The sequence below is a fragment of the Amycolatopsis sp. NPDC005003 genome (assembly GCF_053600695.1).
In genome coordinates this window covers 170,481-187,037 of sequence record NZ_JBSGAI010000014.1, presented here as the reverse complement: position 1 = coordinate 187,037, position 16,557 = coordinate 170,481, and the positions used below count along the sequence as shown (strand labels likewise).

The window sequence follows — 16,557 nt, the reverse complement described above, 5'->3', positions numbered from 1 at the left end:
ACCACGGAAGGACGCCCATGAAGATCGGGACCGGGATCAGCTACTCCGGAGGCTTCGCCGAAAGCGTCGCCGACGTCGTCGAACTGGAGAAAGCCGGCCTCGATGTCGTCTTCGTGCCGGAGGCGTACTCGTTCGACGCGGTCAGCCAGCTCGGCTACCTCGCCGCGAAGACCGAGCGCGTCCAGCTGGCGTCCGGCATCTTCCAGATCTACACCCGCACGCCGACGCTGACCGCGATGACCGCGGCCGGCCTCGACTTCGTCTCCGACGGGCGCTTCATCCTCGGGCTCGGGGCGTCCGGCCCGCAGGTCATCGAGGGCTTCCACGGCGTGAAGTACGACGCGCCGCTGGCCCGCACGCGGGAGATCGTCGACGTCTGCCGGCAGGTGTGGCGCCGCGAGCGCGTGGTGCACGAGGGCAAGCACTACACGATCCCGCTGCCGCCGGAGCAGGGCACCGGGCTCGGCAAGCCGCTCAAGCTGATCAACCACCCGGTGCGGGAGCGGATCCCGGTGCTGCTGGCCTCGCTCGGGCCGAAGAACGTCGCGCTGACGGCCGAGATCGCCGAAGGCTGGCAGCCGATCTTCTTCCACCCGGAAAAGGCCGCCGACGTCTGGGGCGCGTCCCTGGCCGAAGGCAAGGCCAAGCGCGACCCGGCGCTCGGCGAGCTGGACACGTTCGTGACGGTGGCCCTGGCCATCGGCGACGACGTCGAGCCGCTGCTGGACCACGTGCGGCCGATGCTGGCCCTCTACGTGGGCGGCATGGGCGCGCGAGGGAAGAACTTCTACAACGACCTGGCCTGCCGCTACGGCTACGAGGCCGAGGCGAAGCTGATCCAGGACCTGTACCTGGACGGCAAGAAGGAGGAGGCGGCCGCGGCGGTCCCGCTCGAGCTGCTGCGCGCGATTTCGCTGGTCGGCCCGGCGGGGTACGTGAAGGAACGCGTGGCGGCCTTCGCCGAAGCGGGCGCGACGACGCTGGTGGTCAACCCGCTGCTGCCCGGCCGCGAGGGGCGCGTGGCGGCGGTGTCGCAGCTGCGCGAGCTGATCGGCTGAGCGCGGCACCGCGAACGACTCGTCCGGGGTCCCGGACGAGTCGTTCGCGACCTCGCGCGTCAGGCCGGAGACGCGTAGACGGCGACCCGCGCGGCAGCCGGCCCCGCGCTGTCGTACGTCCCATCGCTGGTGATCAGGCGCAGCTCCGGGCCCGGTCCTTCCGGGGCCACCAGCGCGCTGTCGGGCGCGTCCGCCGGAAACGACACCGTCCGGCGGACCGTGAACCGGGACTCCCGGCCCCGCGCGTCGCGGACCACCACCGCCGCGCCCGGCTCGAGCCGGGCCAAGCGGGCGAACGCGCCGGCCAGGTAGCCGAAGCTGGCGTGCCCGGACAGCACCGCCACCCCCGGCGCGCCCGGCACCGGCCCGTCGGCGAACCAGCCCACGCCCAGCGCCGTCCCCGGCTGCTCGCGGCGGCCGCCGACGTGCCCGAGTGCGGTCAGGTGCTCCACCGTCAACCCGAACCCCGGGATCAGCAGCGCCACCGGTGGGGCGCCGGCGGCCGGGGGCCCGTCCGCGGCCGGGGCGATCGCGGGCGCCGGGGCCAGCACCGACGTCACCGCGAGCAGGACGCAGCCGAGCCCGGCCACGACCGCGAGCACGACGGCGGCCGGCCGCACGAGCTCCGCTCCCCGCTCGGGCCGTTGCATCTCTTTCCCCTGCTCCACGCCGGTTTCGATGTCCGATTAATCGCGTCAGGCCGGCGGGCGTTACCGAATCGTGTCCGGTGGCCTCGCGGTTCACTCGATCGGGTTATCTCACTGTGACCTTCGCGTCAGGAACGCACGCCCGGAGGGCCCCATTCGGGGAAATGCCCGGCAGCGTGGCGTGAGATCGGACATCATTGCTGGTTTCGAGCCGTCGGACTGGGGATATTCACCAGGCGGAAGTGAGGTGCGCCGAGCTGTGCGAAAACGAGAAGAGCCCGCGGTGGGCGTGCTGGACGTGGGTTCGTTCAGCGCCCGGCTCGTGGTGGTGCCGCTGGACGGCTCGCCCCGCGAACCGGTGGTCAACCACCAGACGCGGCTGCGCCTGGACCGCGAGCTCGACGTCCGTGGCCGCCTCTCCGACCGGGGCATCGACGCCGTCACGGCCGCCGTCGCGGCGGGCATGACCACGGCGTACCGCCACGGCGTCAGCGACGTCTACCCGCTCGCGACCTCCTCGATCCGGGACGCCGCCAACGCGGCGGACGTCGTCCGGCACGTCGCCGGCGAAACCGGGGTCGAGCTGCGGTTCCTCTCCGGCCGCCGCGAGGCCGAGCTGACGTACCTGGCCGCCCGCCGCTGGTACGACGCCGAACCCGGGCCGATGCTCGTGCTCGACATCGGCGGCGGGACGGTCGAACTCGCCGCCGGCTCCGGTGAGAAGGCGACCTTCGCGCGTTCGCTGCCGCTGGGGGCCCGCTCGATGACCCGGGACTGGCTGCCGTCCGAGCGCGTGTCGAACAAGCAGGTCAAGGCGCTGCGCGCGCACGCCCTCGACGTCGTGAGCACCACGCTGAGCCGCGCCGACGTCGACGATCCGCGGGTCGTCGGCTGCTCGAAGGTGCTGCAGCAGCTCGCGCGGCTGGCCGGTGCGCGCCCCGGGAAGTGCAAGGAACTGCGGCTCGAAGACCTCCGGGCGTGGATCCCGCGGCTCGCCGCGCTGCCGCCGTCGAAGCGGGCCGAGCTGCCCGGCATCTCCCGCAGCCGGGCCCACCAGGCCCTGGCCGGCGCGATCGTCGCCGAAGCGCTGCTGACGGTCGCCGGCGGCAAGGTGACGATCTGTCCCTGGTCCACCCGCGACGGCCTGCTGCTCACCCTGCAGGACAAGGCACGGGCGGCGGGGAAGCGCGCGGCCTGATCCGCTGGCCCTCCCGGGGAAAACCGGGTATTCCGGAAAGCATGAGCGAGCAGCAGCGCCTCCACGGCCGCGACGACGAAGACGAAGAGCTCCCGAAGCTCCCGACCCCCGGCAAGCTGACGCACGACGTGCCGACCGCCCCGGACCCGGACGTGAGCCCGGGTGGGACCGAGGAAGTCCCGGCCCCACCCGGACGAGAAGCAGAAGCCGCTAGCGACCTTCCTCAGTGATGGGGTTCGCCGGTTCCGCGTACTGACGCACCGCTTCCGAGTCACGCCGCATCGGCGCGCGTCCGGGAGGCTGCTTCGGCGGGGGGCCCGCGTCGATCTTGGGGATCGCGTACCGCCGCGGCTCGGCCGTGACGGTGATGCGCTCGCCGTGGTGCAGCACTTCCAGGGGTGCCCCGGCGACGACGTGGTAGGTGGCCTGGTCCGGGTCGATCTCGACCTGGAACCGGGTGCCGCGGAACATCAGGCGGAAGGTGATCCGCCCCAGCTGCGGTGGCAGCCGCGGCGCGAAGGCCAGCGCCCCGCCGTGGTCGCGCAGGCCGCCGAACCCGGCCACCGCGCCCTGCCACGCCCCGGCCAGCGACGCCATGTGCAGGCCGTTGCGCACGTTGTTGTGGACGTCGTGCAGGTCGGTCAGCGCGGCTTCGGCGAGGTAGTCGTAGGCCAGCTCGAGGTGCCCCACCTCCGCGGCGATGACGGCCTGCGTCCCCGCCGACAGCGAAGAATCGCGCACGGTCCGCGCCTCGTAGTAGGCGAAGTTGCGGGCTTTCTCCTCCTGGCTGAACGAGTCGCCGCACAGGTGCAGCGCCAGCACCAGGTCCGCCTGCTTCACGACCTGCTTGCGGTAGAGGTCGAAGTACGGGTAGTGCAGCAGCAGCGGGTAGTGCGCCTGGTCGGTGTTCTCGTAGTCCCACTCGTCGTGGTCGAGGAACCCTTCCGACTGCGGGTGCACGCCGAGTTCCGCGTCGTAGGGCAGGAACATCGCCGCCGCGGCCGCGCGCCAGGAGTCCAGCTCGACGGTGTCGACGCCGAATCGCGCCGCCACGTCCGGGTGCCGTTCGCACGACTCGGCCGCCGCCTGCAGGTTCCGCCGCGCCATCAGGTTCGTGTAGACGTTGTTGTCCGCCACCGCCGAGTACTCGTCGGGGCCGGTGACACCGTCGATGCGGAACGTGCCGTGCCGGTCGTGGTGCCCCAGCGACGCCCACAGCCGCGCGGTTTCCAGCAGCAGCTCGGTGCCGTAGTCGCGCTCGAACTCCTCGTCGCCGGTCGCGTTGAGGTAGCGCAGGACGGCGTCGGCGATGTCCGCGCTGACGTGGAACGCCGCCGTGCCCGCCGGCCAGTACGCCGAGCACTCGGCCCCGTTGATCGACCGCCACGGGAACGCCGCGCCGCGCAACCCCAGCTGGTGCGCGCGTTCCCGCGCTTTGTCCATTGTGGAGTGACGCCAGCGCAGGGCGTCGCGCGCGGCGTCCGGGATCGTGTAGGTGAGCACCGGCAGGACGAAGGATTCGGTGTCCCAGAAGGCGTGCCCGTCGTAGCCGGGCCCGGTCAGCCCCTTGCCGGCGATCGCGCGGCTTTCGCCGCGGGCCCCGGCCTGCAGGATGTGGAAGAGGGCGAAGCGGACGGCCTGCTGCAGCTCGGGATCGCCCTCGATCTCGATGTCCGACGTCCGCCAGTAGTCGTCCAGGAACTCGCGCTGCTCGGTGAGCAGGCCCTTCCAGCCGGTCTGGCGGGCGCCGGCCAGCGCCGCCTCGACCTGCGACCGCAGCGCGGGCACCGAGCGCTGCGCGGACCAGCCGTAGGCGAGGAACTTGGTGATCCGCAGCCGGCCGCCCTTCGGCACGTCGACGGCGACGGTCAGCCGCGCGAGGTCCTCCTCGGCGTGGATGCGCGCCCGGATCCCGTCGTCCACCTCGATCTTGTGGTCCATCGCCGCGGCCATCCGCAGCCCGGACCGGCGGGTCTGGTGCACCAGCACGGCGTTGTAGTCGGACGCGCGGTGGAACTGACCGACCAGCGGGGATTCCAGCGCGGCGGCCACCCGCGGGTCGCTGGTGTCGGACTCGATCGGCTCGTTGGCGAGCAGGTCGGACTGGACGACCAGCTGCAGGTCCTCGTCGAGCGGCTCGACCTCGTACCGGATCGCGGCGATCGCGCGCTGGGTGAACGACACCAGCCGTTCGGTGCGCACGCGGACCCGCCGCCCGGTCGGCGACGACCACTCCGTGGTCCGGCTCAGCGTGCCCTTGCGGAAGTCGAGCACCCGGTCGTGCGCGGTGGCCGCGCCGTAGCGCATGTCGAGCGGTTCGTCCTCGACGAGCAGCCGGATGATCTTGCCGTCGGTGACGTTGACGACCGTCTGGCCCTCTTCCGGGTAGCCGTAGCCGGCTTCGGCGTAGGGGAGTTCGTGCTGCTCGTAGAACCCGTTGAGGTACGTGCCGGGCAGCCCGCGCGGCTCGGCCTCCTCGAGGGTGCCGCGCAGCCCGATGTGGCCGTTGGACACCGCGAACGCCGATTCGGTGCGCTGCAGGGCGTCGACGTCCATGCCGCGCCACCGCAGTTCCCACGGCGAGCATTCGTAGCCGTGCGGTTCGGTCATCGGTCCTCCAGGAGGTCGGCGAGGTCGTCGACGACGATGTCGGCGCCGTGCGCCCGCAGTTCCGCGGCCTGGTCGGCCCGGTTCACGCCCACGACGTATCCGAAGCCGCCGGCCTTGCCGGCCTGGACGCCGGACTGGGCGTCCTCGAAGACGGCCGCGTGCGCGGGCTCGACGCCGAGCGCCGCGGCGCCGGCCAGGAACGAGTCCGGCGCCGGCTTGCCCTTCAGGTGCTGTTCGCGGATGACGATGCCGTCGATGCGCGCCTCGACGTACTTGCTCAGGCCGGCGCCGTCGAGCACCTTCGCGCCGTTCGCCGACGACGTCACGACGGCGATCCGCAGCCCGGCGGCCTTGACCGCTTCGAGGTAGCGCACCGAACCCGGGTACGGGTTCACGCCGCGCTCGTCGATGATCTTGAGGACCAGCTCGTTCTTGCGGTTGCCCACGCCGTTGACGGTCGGGGCGTCCACCGGGTCGTCCGGGCTGCCTTCCGGGAGCACGATCCCGCGTGACCGCAGGAACTCCCGCACGCCGTCGGCGCGGGGGCGGCCGTCCACAAAGGCCGCGTAGTCGTGGGCGGTGAACTCGCTGAACCCGGCGCCGTCACGGGCGCGAAGAAACTCGTCGAAAGTCCGTTTCCAGGCTTCGCTGTGGAGTACGGCGGTACCGGTCAGCACTCCGTCGAGGTCGAACAGGCAGGCGGTGATGGTCTCGGGCAATCCCGTCATGCCCGCACGCTACCGGTCTTGGGTTCCGTTCGCGGGTTGTTCGGGGGTCCGGGTGGCGGAGCCCCCGGCCCGGGGCGGAGCCCCGGATGTCTCAGCGGGTTGTTCGGGATGGGGACGCACTCGATGGATGAGTTCGTGCACCGTCGCGTCCGCCAGCCGGTACCGGACCACGCGGCCGGTGCGTTGCGGGGTGACCAGGCCGTGGGCGCGCAGCAGCCGCAGGGCCTGCGACACCGCGGTGTCCGTCATGCCGGTGGCCGCGGCGAGGTCGGTGACGCTGATCTCGCGGGCGTAGTGGATGCAGACCAGCAGGGCGAGCCGGGACGGGTCGGCGACCACGGAGAAGCGCCGGGCCCATTCGTCGATGACGGCGCGGTCGCCCAGTCCCTCGACCGCCGCCGCGACGCGTTCCGGGTCGATCAGCTTGCGGTCGGTGTCCACCCCCGGATGATTCCACCCGGGCCGCGGGCGGACCACCGGTGGTCTGGGTCACGCCGCGCTTGACGCCCGCCGCCCCGCGGGCGACGCTGGCGTTAAGACAGCTGTCATAATCGAGGAGCCCGCATGACCGACGTCGTAGCCCCGGTCCGTTCGAAGATCATCACGTGGCAGGACCCCCTGGAAGCGGCCCGGCTGGGTGCCACGATGTCCGGCCTGGAGTACATGCGGGCGATCGCCGAGGGCCGCGTCCCGCCGGCGCCCATCGCCGCGCACTTCGGGATGCGCTGGGAGAGCATCGAACCGGGCGAGGTCGTCGCGGTCGCCGAGCCGGACGAGTCGCTGTACAACCCGATCGGCATGGTGCACGGCGGCGTGGCGGCGACGATGCTCGACTCGGTGGTCGGCTGCGCGGTCCACACGACGCTCCCGGCCGGCGTCGGCTACGCGTCGGTGGAGCTGAAGGTGAGCTACCTGCGCGCGATCCACGCGGGCCGCGGCGAAATCCGCGCCACGGGCCGCGTGGTGAAGGAAGGCTCGCGGATCGCCTTCGCGGAGGGGGAGATCCGCGACGCCGGGGGGAAGCTGCTGGCCACGGCGTCGGGGACCTGCGTCATCACCCGCTAGATGGGCTGCTTGACGTCCCAGTGCTCGACGAGCAGGCCGTCCTCGACGCGCAGGATGTCGACGACGGCCGTGCCGGCCACGTGCAGGTGCGCGACGACGAGGTCGTCCTCCGCGACCACGTGCTTGATCACCGCGCTCGCACCGGCCAGCGGCGAGTTCTTCACGGCGTCGGTGAACGCCTCACGGCCGGACGGCAGGCCGGGGCTGTGGGTGACGAAATCGGGGTGCAGTGCGGCTTTCGCCGTGTCGAAGTCCTGGCGCACGAACAGGTTCTCCAGGCACTCGACGACGATCATGCGGTTCTTCGCGGATTCGCTCATGCCCCCGATCGTCGGCTTTCCGGGCGGCGGCGTCGATTACGCCGGAGGTAATCAGCGCGGCGGCCGGACCCGCCGGGCGCGGATCGCGTCGTCACCGCCGTAGCGGCCGATGACCGCGGCCAGGAGTGCGCGCGCGTCTTCGGCCCGCTCGGCGCCGTGCTCCGTCTCGATCTCCCTTTGGAGGTCCCGTCGCAGCACGCGCGTCGCTTCGACGGCGGCCAGCGCGTGCTCGGTCAGGTGCAGCAGTTTCGTGCGCGCGTCCGCCGGATCGGGCTCGCGGCGCAGCAGGCCCCGGCGTTCGAGGTCCGCCACGGCTTTCGAGGCCGCCTGCTGGGTCACGCCCATCCGGTCGGCCAGCGCGGTGATGGACAGCGGTGCGGCCAGGACGTGCTGGATCACGACGCCGTCGTTGAACCGCAGATCTCCGAAGCCCTGGGTGGCGAGCCGTCGCTGGACCTCGTCCGTCATCGCCCAGCCCGCGAAGAGGGCCGTCAGCGAGAGGTCGAGGGTGTTAGGATGCACAACCATGGTTGTGGAATCTAACACAGTGCCGCCGGAGCTGGCGGAAGCGTTCGTGCGCGTGGCGCACCGGATCGTCTGGTGCACCTTGGTGACCGTCGACCGGCGGGGCCGGCCGCGTTCCCGGGTCGTCCACCCGATCTGGGAACACACCCCGGAGGGACTGGTCGGCCGGCTGTTCACCCGGCCGACCCCGCTGAAACTGGCGCACCTGGCGGCGTCGCCGTATGTCTCGTGCTCGTACTGGGACCCGCAGCACGAGGTGGCGGTGGCGGAGTGCCGCGCGGCGTTCGAGGACGACGAAGAGACGCGCAAGTACTTGTGGGACCTGTTCGCGACCACGCCCGAACCGTTGGGTTACGACCCGAAGATCCTCGGCGGCGAGGACCACCGCGACCCGAAGATCACGGTGCTGCGCCTGACCCCCTGGCGCATTTCGGCCGGCGGTGAAGCGTGGCGGGCCGCTTAGGGCTCAGTCCCAGGTGACCGGGAGCCGGTCGATCCCGTAGATCGGGTGCGCGTGCCGGAACGGCAGCTCGTCCGTGGGGACGGCGAGCCGGAGTCCGGGCAGGCGCCGCAGCAGCGCGGTCAGTGCCACGCGGAGTTCGAGGCGGGCGAGGTGGTGGCCGAGACACAGGTGCTCGCCGTGCCCGAAGGCGAGGTGGTGGTTGGGACTGCGGCCGAAGTCCACCTCGTCGGGATCGGCGAACTCGCCGGGGTCGCGGTTGGCGATGTCGGCGGCGGCGATGACACCGTCGCCGGCGCGGATGGTGACGCCGCCGAGTGCCACGTCGGCGGTGGCGACGCGGCGGCGTCCGAGGTGGGTGATCGTGAGCAGCCGCAGCAGTTCGTCGACCGCGGTCGCCGGGGCGCCGCTCCGGAAGACCTCGGCGTGCTCGGGGTTGTCGAGCAGGAACGCGGTGGCGAGGGCGATCTGGTTGGCGGTGGTTTCGTGGCCGGCGACCAGCAGCAGGATCGCCGTGGCCACCGCGTCGGCCCGCGAGAGCGCCCCGGTGGCGACCTGCTCCGCGCTCAGGCGGCCCAGCAGGTCGTCGGTGGGGCGGGTGCTTCGCCGGTGCAGCAGGGTGCCGAGGTAGCGGGCGAGGTCCGCGGTGGCGGCCCGGTTGACCTCGCCGCCGGCGGAGTCGTCCAGCATCGCGCGGGCGCGGTCTTCGAAGAAGGCGTGGTCTTCGTAGGGCACGCCGAGCAGTTCGCTGATGACGGTGGACGGCAGCGGCAACGCGAACCGGGCGACCAGGTCGGCGGGCCGGGGCCCGGAGGTCAGCTCGTCGAGCAGGCCGGCGGCGGTGCGCTCGATCGCCGGCCGCAGGGCCTCGGCGCGGCGCACGGTGAACTCGCTGATGAGCATCCGGCGCAACCGGGTGTGCTCGGGGCCGTCCATGGAGATGAACGAGCCGCGTCCGGCCCGCCGGCCCCGGCTCGCCGGGCCGCGGGCGGGGTAGCCGGGCCGGGCGGGATCGACGCTGAACCGGCGGTCGGCGAGCACCGCGCGGACGTCCGCGTACCGGGTGAGCAGCCACGGCGTGCTCCCGTCCCAGATCCGGACCCGGCTGATCGGCGCCTCGCGTTGCAGGTCGGCCAGCCGAGGCGGCGGCCGGTACGGGCAGGCGCGGGGCGGCGGGAAGGCGTCGCTCATGCTTTCTCCTTCGGGGCGGGGTGGTCGGAAAGGCGTTCGAGCAGGGGAGCGGCCAGCCGGAGGACGCCGCGCTCGGTCTCACCGAGCGTGCCGAACGCGGCGGCCAGCCACTCGTCGCGTTCCCGCATGTCGGCTTCCAGGGCGGCCGCCCCCGGCGCGGTGAGGCCGAGGACGACGCTGCGCCCGTCGTCTTCGTTGGGTGAGCGGCTGATCAGCCCTTCGGCTTCGAGTTCGGTGAACACCTTCGTCAGCGCCTGCGGCCGCTGCGCGTCGGCGGCGGCGATCTCGCCCGGACTGCTCGCGCCGTGCCGGGCGAGGTGGGCCAGCACGCCGACCTTGGCCGGGCTCAGCGCTCCTGCGGAACGGCTGCCTCGCAACCGCCGCGCGAGCCGGAGAACACCCCGGCGCAGCTCCCGCACGGTCTCGTCGTCCATGAGGTAGTACTATATTCATTACTAAATGACGGCCACAAGAAGCCAAGGGCATGTGGTTGGTCAACTAGTTGTTACTTCTCGGGTGACGTGCTGACTCAGGCGGCGCCGACGCGGCGGTCGAACACCAGCCCCTCGGCCGCCCGCAGCCCCACGCTGATCGCCCCGGTCAGCACCGCGTCCTCGCCCAGCTCGCCCTGGACCACCTTCGGCACCAGCGGCGTGAACGCGCGCAGTGCCCGGTCGATCGGCTCCAGCAGCAGGTCCGCCGCCGTGCCCATGCCGCCGCCCAGGACGATCAGTTCCGGGTCGATCACCGCCGCCACCGAGGCCACCGTGTACGCCAGGCGGTCGGCCTCCGCCGCCAGTGCCTGGCGGGCCAGCTCGTCGCCTTCGCGGGCCATGCGGAACACTTCGCGGGCCGATTTCGCCGTGCCCAGGCCGAGTTCGCGGGCGCCCTGGACCACCGACTGGGCCGCCGTCGCCTCTTCGAGGTGGCCGCGGGCCGGCGGGGTGGTGGGCTCGTCGGCCGCGCGCGTGCGGCCGTACGGGAGGTAGCCGATCTCGCCCGCCGCGCCGGTCGCGCCGCGGAACACCCGGCCGTCGACCATCAGGCCCATGCCGACGCCGGTGCCGATCGTGATGCAGCCGAACACCGACGCGCCGCGCGCGGCCCCGCTCTCCCACTCGCCGACGGCGGTGAGGTTGGCGTCGTTCTCCACCATCAGGTCCGGGCCCAGTGCCGCTTCGAGGTCGTCGATCAGCCCCGCGCGGCCCCAGCCCGGCAGGTTCGGCGCGTGCCGGAAGCACCGCTTCTCCGGATCGGCGACGCCGGGGGAGCCGACCACGCGGACAACGATGTCGCCCGCCGAAAGCCCGGCCTCCGCGACCGCCGCGGCCGCGATCTTCCCGACCGCCGTCACCAGCGCCGCGCCGGAGCGGGCCGAGTTGCGCTCGTCGCGGCGGGCCACCAGCGTGCGGCCGAGGTCCGACACCGCGACCCGCAGGTGCTCGCGGCCGATGTCGATGCCGAGCACGTAGCCCGCGGTCGGGTCGGCCTCGTACAGCACGGCCGAGCGCCCGGTGCCGGTGGACGTCTGCCCGGTCGGGCGCGCCAGCCCGGCCGCCTCCAGCGCCAGCAGCGCCTGGCTGACCGTCGGCTTCGACAGCCCGGTGTCCTTCGCCACCTGCGGCCGGGTCGCCGGCCCGCCGCGGCGCAGCAGGTCGAGCACCGCCCGCTGGTTGATCTTGCGCATCCCGGCGGGGGTACCGACCGTGGGAACTTCTACGCCGGCCACCCGTGCCCGCCTCCTGTCGTCCTCGTGCTGCCTGCCACGCTAGCCGTCCGACCCCCGTGCCCGCCGGAATACCCGCCCTTCGCGGCCCGTTGATCGGAGCATGAGCACTCCGGGACGCGGCCGGGTCCGCGTGGCAAGCGGCGCGAAGCGGGTACGGGTGTTCCTCGGCGGGCAGGTCGTCGCGGACACGGTGCACCCCCTCCTGGTGTGGGAAGTTCCGTACTACCCCACGTACTACCTCCCGCGCGCGGACGTCGTGAGCGGCGTTCTCACCCCCTCCGGCCGGACGGCGCACTCGCCGAGCCGCGGAGAAGCTGTTCTGCTGACGATAAAGGGTGCCGGAGCCGAGGCGGTGGACGGCGCGCTGGAGTACCCGGATTCGCCGATCGAGGAGCTTCGCGGCCACGTCCGCTTCGAGTTCGGCGCGTTCGACTGGTTCGAAGAGGACGAGCAGATCTTCACCCACCCGCGTGATCCCGGCGTCCGCGTCGACGTCCTGCCGAGCTCGCGGCACGTCCGGATCGAGGTCGACGGCGTCACGGTCGCCGACTCGGTGCGGCCGCACCTGCTGTTCGAAACCGGCCTGCCGACCCGCTACTACCTGCCCCGCGTGGACGTCCGGATGGACCTGCTTTCCCGGATCGACACGGTGACGCACTGCCCGTACAAGGGCGCCGCCGAGCACTTCGACGTCGCCGGGCACGAGGACCTCGCCTGGAGCTACCCGACGCCGCTGCCCGAAAGCATCCGGGCCGCGGGGCTGGTGGCGTTCCTCGACGAGAAGGTGGACGTCTACGTGGACGGCGTGCGGCAGGAGCGGCCGAAGACCAAGTTCGCCTGACCCCGTCCGCGCACGTCAGGCCGCGCGCCGGCCGTGGGCCTGCCGCCGGGACGGACGCGGGCGCGGCCGGCCCGGCGCCGGGGCGTCCACAGTGGACCCGGACGTCGCCGCGCCGTCGTCGGCGGTGGCCGCCGGGAGCGGGGCGCCCCGGTCCCGTTGATCCCGGTGCACCGCGTACAGCAACGCCAGCCCGAGCACCACGAGCAGGTGGGTCGACAGCCGGGACAGCGTCACCTGGCCCGCCGCCAGGTCGCCCGCCGACAGCACCAGCAGCACGCCGACGAACCCCGTCAGCAGCGGCAGCTGGCCACCCGCCGTCCGGGGGAGGAGGGCCGCGGTCAGCAGGCCGATGCCCACCGCCAGGTTCCACGCGCCGCTTTCGTGGCCGAGGTGCGCGCTATGCCCGCCCGCCGTCCCGAGCAGCTCGGCGAAGGCCAGCCCCAGCTGGGCGATCGCCACCACCGCCAGTGCGATCCGCCGCCCCCAGCGCTCGCCCGAGGGGGCCGGCGTGCGCTCGAGGATCGCCGCGGTCAGGTCCGGGACCGGCGGGGCCGGGCGCAGCAGCATCGCGCGCCGCAGCCGTTCCGCGCCCTCGAGCCACTCCCGGCAGGCCGCGCAGGACGTCAGGTGCTCGTCGGGCGAAACCGGCTCGGCTTCGCCGTCCAGTCGCGCCGACAGAGCTTCGCGGCATTCCTCGCACCTCATGGTCCACTAGTCGGACGGCGGATCCCTGAAGTTCCCGGTCACTGCTAAGTTCCGGATCATGACCCACCGTGAGGACGACCGCGTCACCGCACTGGCCCTCGATGCCGGCCGCGGCGACCGGCGCGCGCTGGAGGCGTGGGTCCGCGCCACCCAGGCCGACGTCTGGCGCTTCCTCGCCCACCTCACGGACACCGCCGCGGCCGACGACCTGACGCAGGAGACCTACCTTCGCGCCTTCGGCAGCCTTCGCCGCTTCGCCGGCCGATCGTCCTCGCGCACCTGGCTGCTGTCCATCGCGCGCCGGGTCGTCGTCGACCAGCTCCGGGCCGCCGGCGCGCGGCCCAAGATCGCCGACACCGACTGGGAAGCCGCCGCCGAGCGCACCCGCGACCGCGCGGCCGGCTTCGAAGACCTCGTCGAACTGCGGCTGCTGCTCGACGGGCTGGAGCCGGACCGGCGCGAGGTGCTCGTGCTGACCCAGGTGCTCGGTCTCTCCTACGCCGAGGCGGCCGACGTCTGCGGCTGCCCGGTCGGCACCGTCCGCTCCCGCGTCGCCCGCGCCCGCGAGGACCTGATCGAGGCCCGGCGCGCCCGCGGGGCCGGCTGAACCAGCCCGTTGCGCCGTCCGGCGCTGTGGCGGCCCACACATTCGGCGGCCTGCACTGTCATCTCGTCACAGAGATGGGCGAACTCGACTACTCCGCGTTGACGTCGTGTCCAGGGGTCCTTAGCGTGGCGCGCACCCCGCCACCACCCAGCAAGGGATTCCCCGATGGCCAGTCCCACCACCGAACAGCCCGAGCCCGGGCAGGTCGGGCGCCGCCGCTTCCTGACCTACCTCGTCGCCGCGCCCACGCTGACCGTCGCCACCAAGCTCACCGCCGACGCGGTCGCCCCGGCCCGCGCCGACGCCGTCGTCCCGACCCTGCCGCAGCCGGCGGAGATCCTCGACCTCGGCGACGTCCTGACGCTGTCGTGCGCGCCGACCGCCGGGATGCTCGTGCTCGAACTGACCGCCGACGGCCGGGCGCGGCTGCAGCTGCCGCGCGCCGAGGTCGGCCAGGGCATCACGACGGCGACCGCGATGCTCGTCGCCGAAGAGCTGGACCTGCCGCTCGACCGGGTCGACGTCGTGCTTTCCGACGCCCGCACCGAGCTGCTGTTCAACCAGCTCACCGGCGGTTCCAACACGATGCGCTCGCTCTACGACCCGGTGCGCGCCACCGCGGCGACCGCGCGCGCCCGGATGGTCGCCGCGGCCGGGGCGCGGTGGGGGACCGATCCGTCGCGACTGTCCACACGCGACGGTGCGGTGTGGGCGCCGGACGGCCGCAGCGCTTCCTACGGAACTCTTGCCGGGCCTGCTTCGCGCACGGACCTGACCACCGGTGCCATCGCGCCGAAGGCCGAATCGGCGCACACGCTCGTCGGGACGCCGACCTCGCGCAAGGACGCCCGCGCGATGGTCACCGGCAAGCAGGTCTACACACTCGACCTCGACATCCCCGGGGCGAACCCGGTGATGGTGCGCCGGCCGCCGACCATCAACGGCACGGTGCGGAAGGTCAACAACGAGGCAGCCGTCCGCGCCATGCCGGGGATCATCGACATCGCCGTGGTGAAGACCGGCGTCGCGGTGATGGCCGAGACGTTCGGCCAGGCCCTCGACGGCAAGAACGCCCTCGACGTCACGTGGGGGCCGGGCACGGTCGACGGCGAGGACGACGAGACGATCAAGAAGAAGCTGCGGGCCGCCGCGCTGCCGTTCGTGGTGCCGCCGCTGCTGACCCAGTACGTCGACGGCGAGTTCGACTTCGCCTTCGCCGGCCACGCGCCGATGGAGTCGAACTCCGCGGTGGCCGACGTCCGCGAGGACAGCGCGACCATCTGGGCCGGGCTGAAGTCGCCGATCGTGGCGAAGCAGACCATCGCGCAGGAGCTGGGGCTGCCGGAGAACAAGGTCACCGTGCACGTCCAGCAGGGCGGCGGGTCCTTCGGGCGGCGGCTGTTCTTCGACGCTGCTCTCGAAGCCGCGCACATCTCGAAGGCGATGAAGAAGCCCGTCCGGCTGATGTGGAGCCGGATCGACGACATGCGCCACGGCCGGGCGCGCGCGGCGAGCTACCACCGGATCCGCGCGACCTTCGCGCTCGGGCAGGTGCTGACGTTCGAACACCGCGTCGCGAGCGTCGAAACCGACTGGAGCCACGGGCTCGGCGAGATTCTCACCGCGTTCGCGGCAAAGCTGCCCGTCGGCGGCAACCTCAGCTTCGCCCAGACGGTGTTCCTGTTGACCGTGAAGTCGCCGTACAACTTCGGCGTCACCACGCAGCTGCTCAACGAGGTGCCGCTGAAGTTCCACACCTCGGCGTGGCGCTCGGTCTACTCGGCGAACACCCGGGGCGCCGAGGAGATCATGGTCGACGAGATCGCCGCGAAGCTGGGCAAGGACCCGGTGGCCTTCCGTCGCGAATTCATCAAGGAGCCGCGCCAGCGCGCGGTGCTCGACAAGGTCGCCGAGCTCGGCGCGTGGGGCAGGAAGATGCCCGCCGGGTTCGCGCAGGGCATCGCGGTGCACGGCGAGTACAAGTCGTACACCGCCTGCCTGGTCGAGCTGGACGCGCGCGACCCGAAGCACCCGCGCGTCACGAAGGCGACCATCGCGGTGGACGTCGGCAAGCCGGTGAACCCGCGCGGGATCCAGGCGCAGATGCTCGGCGGCCTGACGGACGCGATTTCGACGACGCTCACCGCGGGCCTGCACATCGACCAGGGCCTGCCGCTGGAAGGCAGCTACTCGCAGTTCCACTACGCGCGGCAGAAGAACTCGCCGACCGACGTCACCGTGCACGTCATGCCGGCTTCCGGAGCGGACATCGGCGGCGCGGGCGAACTCGGCCTGCCGGCGCCGGTCGGCGCGATCGCCAACGCCTACGCCCGGGCGACCGGGATCAAGCCCCGCAGCTTCCCGATCACCTTCCCGGTCGACTTCGACCCGTTCCCGCGCTGAGGAGAGCCGCCGTGCCGAACTACACCTTCGTGGTGAACGGGAAGACCGTCACCGTCGACGCGCCCGCCGACCTGCCGATGCTGTGGGCGCTGCGCGACAAGCTCAAGGTCCGCGGGCCGAAGTACGGCTGCGGCATCAACGTCTGCAAGGCCTGCACCAGCCACCTCGACGGCGAGGCGTTCAACCCGTGCGTCACGCCGGTTTCGGAATGCGCCGGGCGCGAGGTCACCACGATCGAGGGGCTGGCCGACGGCGACGAGCTGCACCCGGTCCAGGAAGCCTGGCTCGAGCAGGACGTCGCCCAGTGCGGCTACTGCCAGCCCGGCCAGATCATGGCGGCGGTCGCGCTGCTGAAGAAGACGAAGAACCCGACGGACGCCGAGATCGACGCGATCGAGAACGTCTGCCGCTGCGGCACCTACTTCCGGATCCGGGAGGCGATCAAGAGCGCGGCCGCCAAACTGGCCTGA

General features: G+C 72.5%; 18 protein-coding genes and 1 pseudogene. 9 read left to right on the top strand and 10 right to left on the bottom strand.

The genetic code is table 11. The features are described 5' to 3' along the window. The first annotated feature begins 17 nt into the window (after positions 1-17). Complete coding sequence (locus ACWED2_RS18790; RefSeq protein ID WP_449691757.1) at positions 18-1,058, top strand: LLM class F420-dependent oxidoreductase; 1,041 nt, start codon at positions 18-20, stop codon at positions 1,056-1,058. Positions 1,059-1,117: 59 nt separating this feature from the next. Here the strand turns inward: ACWED2_RS18790 and ACWED2_RS18785 are convergent, their stop codons facing one another. Beyond that, a complete protein-coding gene (locus ACWED2_RS18785) occupies positions 1,118-1,708 on the bottom strand; it encodes a class F sortase (protein ID WP_449691756.1) in 591 nt (196 codons plus the stop codon). A 256-nt stretch (positions 1,709-1,964) separates the two neighbouring features. On the opposite strand from ACWED2_RS18785, the gene ACWED2_RS18780 reads away from it, so the two are divergent. After that, on the top strand, positions 1,965-2,903 hold the full coding sequence (locus ACWED2_RS18780) for a Ppx/GppA phosphatase family protein (RefSeq protein ID WP_449691755.1): 939 nt from the start codon (positions 1,965-1,967) through the stop codon (positions 2,901-2,903). A 41-nt stretch (positions 2,904-2,944) separates the two neighbouring features. Continuing rightward, the gene (locus ACWED2_RS18775; protein WP_449691754.1) at positions 2,945-3,133 is read left to right on the top strand and encodes a hypothetical protein; all 189 of its coding nucleotides are present in this window, start codon (positions 2,945-2,947) and stop codon (positions 3,131-3,133) included. On the opposite strand, the gene ACWED2_RS18770 is transcribed toward ACWED2_RS18775, so the two are convergent. From ACWED2_RS18770 to ACWED2_RS18760, 3 genes and pseudogenes are all read right to left on the bottom strand, one after another. After that, positions 3,114-5,513, bottom strand: a complete 2,400-nt coding sequence (locus ACWED2_RS18770) for a glycoside hydrolase family 65 protein (protein ID WP_449691753.1) — start codon at positions 5,511-5,513, stop codon at positions 3,114-3,116. The two genes, ACWED2_RS18775 and ACWED2_RS18770, sit on opposite strands and share 20 nt — an antisense overlap. Continuing rightward, entirely contained in the window at positions 5,510-6,241 is a 732-nt protein-coding gene (locus ACWED2_RS18765; RefSeq protein ID WP_449691752.1) for an HAD family hydrolase, read from the bottom strand. The genes ACWED2_RS18770 and ACWED2_RS18765 overlap by 4 nt, the downstream gene beginning before the upstream one ends. Before the next feature lie 108 nt (positions 6,242-6,349). Further along, positions 6,350-6,682: pseudogene (locus ACWED2_RS18760) on the bottom strand (ArsR/SmtB family transcription factor); the annotation flags it as partial. 123 nt (positions 6,683-6,805) lie between these two features. On the opposite strand from ACWED2_RS18760, the gene ACWED2_RS18755 reads away from it, so the two are divergent. Then, complete coding sequence (locus tag ACWED2_RS18755) at positions 6,806-7,306, top strand: PaaI family thioesterase (RefSeq protein ID WP_449691751.1); 501 nt, start codon at positions 6,806-6,808, stop codon at positions 7,304-7,306. On the opposite strand, the gene ACWED2_RS18750 is transcribed toward ACWED2_RS18755, so the two are convergent. Next, positions 7,303-7,626, bottom strand: coding sequence for a nuclear transport factor 2 family protein (locus tag ACWED2_RS18750; protein ID WP_449691750.1), 324 nt, complete (start codon positions 7,624-7,626; stop codon positions 7,303-7,305). The genes ACWED2_RS18755 and ACWED2_RS18750 overlap by 4 nt on opposite strands. Positions 7,627-7,677: 51 nt before the next feature. Next, positions 7,678-8,154 carry a MarR family winged helix-turn-helix transcriptional regulator gene (locus ACWED2_RS18745; RefSeq protein ID WP_449691749.1) on the bottom strand — a complete coding sequence of 159 codons (477 nt, stop codon included), beginning with the start codon at positions 8,152-8,154 and terminating at the stop codon, positions 7,678-7,680. On the opposite strand from ACWED2_RS18745, the gene ACWED2_RS18740 reads away from it, so the two are divergent. Next, a complete protein-coding gene (locus ACWED2_RS18740) occupies positions 8,153-8,614 on the top strand; it encodes a pyridoxamine 5'-phosphate oxidase family protein (protein WP_449691748.1) in 462 nt (153 codons plus the stop codon). The two genes, ACWED2_RS18745 and ACWED2_RS18740, sit on opposite strands and share 2 nt — an antisense overlap. A gap of 3 nt (positions 8,615-8,617) precedes the next feature. Here ACWED2_RS18740 and ACWED2_RS18735 read toward each other — a convergent pair whose 3' ends face one another. The 3 genes from ACWED2_RS18735 to ACWED2_RS18725 all read right to left on the bottom strand — a co-directional run bounded on the left by ACWED2_RS18735 (position 8,618) and on the right by ACWED2_RS18725 (position 11,531). Next, complete coding sequence (locus ACWED2_RS18735) at positions 8,618-9,802, bottom strand: cytochrome P450 (RefSeq protein ID WP_449691747.1); 1,185 nt, start codon at positions 9,800-9,802, stop codon at positions 8,618-8,620. Further along, on the bottom strand, positions 9,799-10,236 hold the full coding sequence (locus tag ACWED2_RS18730; RefSeq protein WP_449691746.1) for a MarR family winged helix-turn-helix transcriptional regulator: 438 nt from the start codon (positions 10,234-10,236) through the stop codon (positions 9,799-9,801). Before ACWED2_RS18730 ends, ACWED2_RS18735 begins: the two co-directional genes overlap by 4 nt. A gap of 95 nt (positions 10,237-10,331) precedes the next feature. Continuing rightward, positions 10,332-11,531, bottom strand: a complete 1,200-nt coding sequence (locus ACWED2_RS18725) for an ROK family protein (RefSeq protein WP_449691745.1) — start codon at positions 11,529-11,531, stop codon at positions 10,332-10,334. A gap of 100 nt (positions 11,532-11,631) precedes the next feature. Here ACWED2_RS18725 and ACWED2_RS18720 point away from each other — a divergent pair, with 100 nt between their 5' ends. Then, on the top strand, positions 11,632-12,372 hold the full coding sequence (locus ACWED2_RS18720; protein WP_449691744.1) for a DUF427 domain-containing protein: 741 nt from the start codon (positions 11,632-11,634) through the stop codon (positions 12,370-12,372). Positions 12,373-12,387: 15 nt separating this feature from the next. Here ACWED2_RS18720 and ACWED2_RS18715 read toward each other — a convergent pair whose 3' ends face one another. Continuing rightward, positions 12,388-13,077, bottom strand: coding sequence for a zf-HC2 domain-containing protein (locus ACWED2_RS18715; RefSeq protein WP_449691743.1), 690 nt, complete (start codon positions 13,075-13,077; stop codon positions 12,388-12,390). A 58-nt stretch (positions 13,078-13,135) separates the two neighbouring features. Between ACWED2_RS18715 and ACWED2_RS18710 the strand changes: the two genes are divergently transcribed. The 3 genes from ACWED2_RS18710 to ACWED2_RS18700 all read left to right on the top strand — a co-directional run bounded on the left by ACWED2_RS18710 (position 13,136) and on the right by ACWED2_RS18700 (position 16,557). Continuing rightward, positions 13,136-13,684 (top strand): sigma-70 family RNA polymerase sigma factor, encoded by a 549-nt coding sequence (locus ACWED2_RS18710; RefSeq protein ID WP_449691742.1) that lies wholly within the window; start codon positions 13,136-13,138, stop codon positions 13,682-13,684. A gap of 165 nt (positions 13,685-13,849) precedes the next feature. Beyond that, positions 13,850-16,087: a molybdopterin cofactor-binding domain-containing protein gene (locus ACWED2_RS18705; protein WP_449691741.1), complete on the top strand. Its 2,238-nt coding sequence runs from the start codon at positions 13,850-13,852 to the stop codon at positions 16,085-16,087. 11 nt (positions 16,088-16,098) lie between these two features. Next, positions 16,099-16,557, top strand: a complete 459-nt coding sequence (locus ACWED2_RS18700; protein ID WP_449691740.1) for a (2Fe-2S)-binding protein — start codon at positions 16,099-16,101, stop codon at positions 16,555-16,557.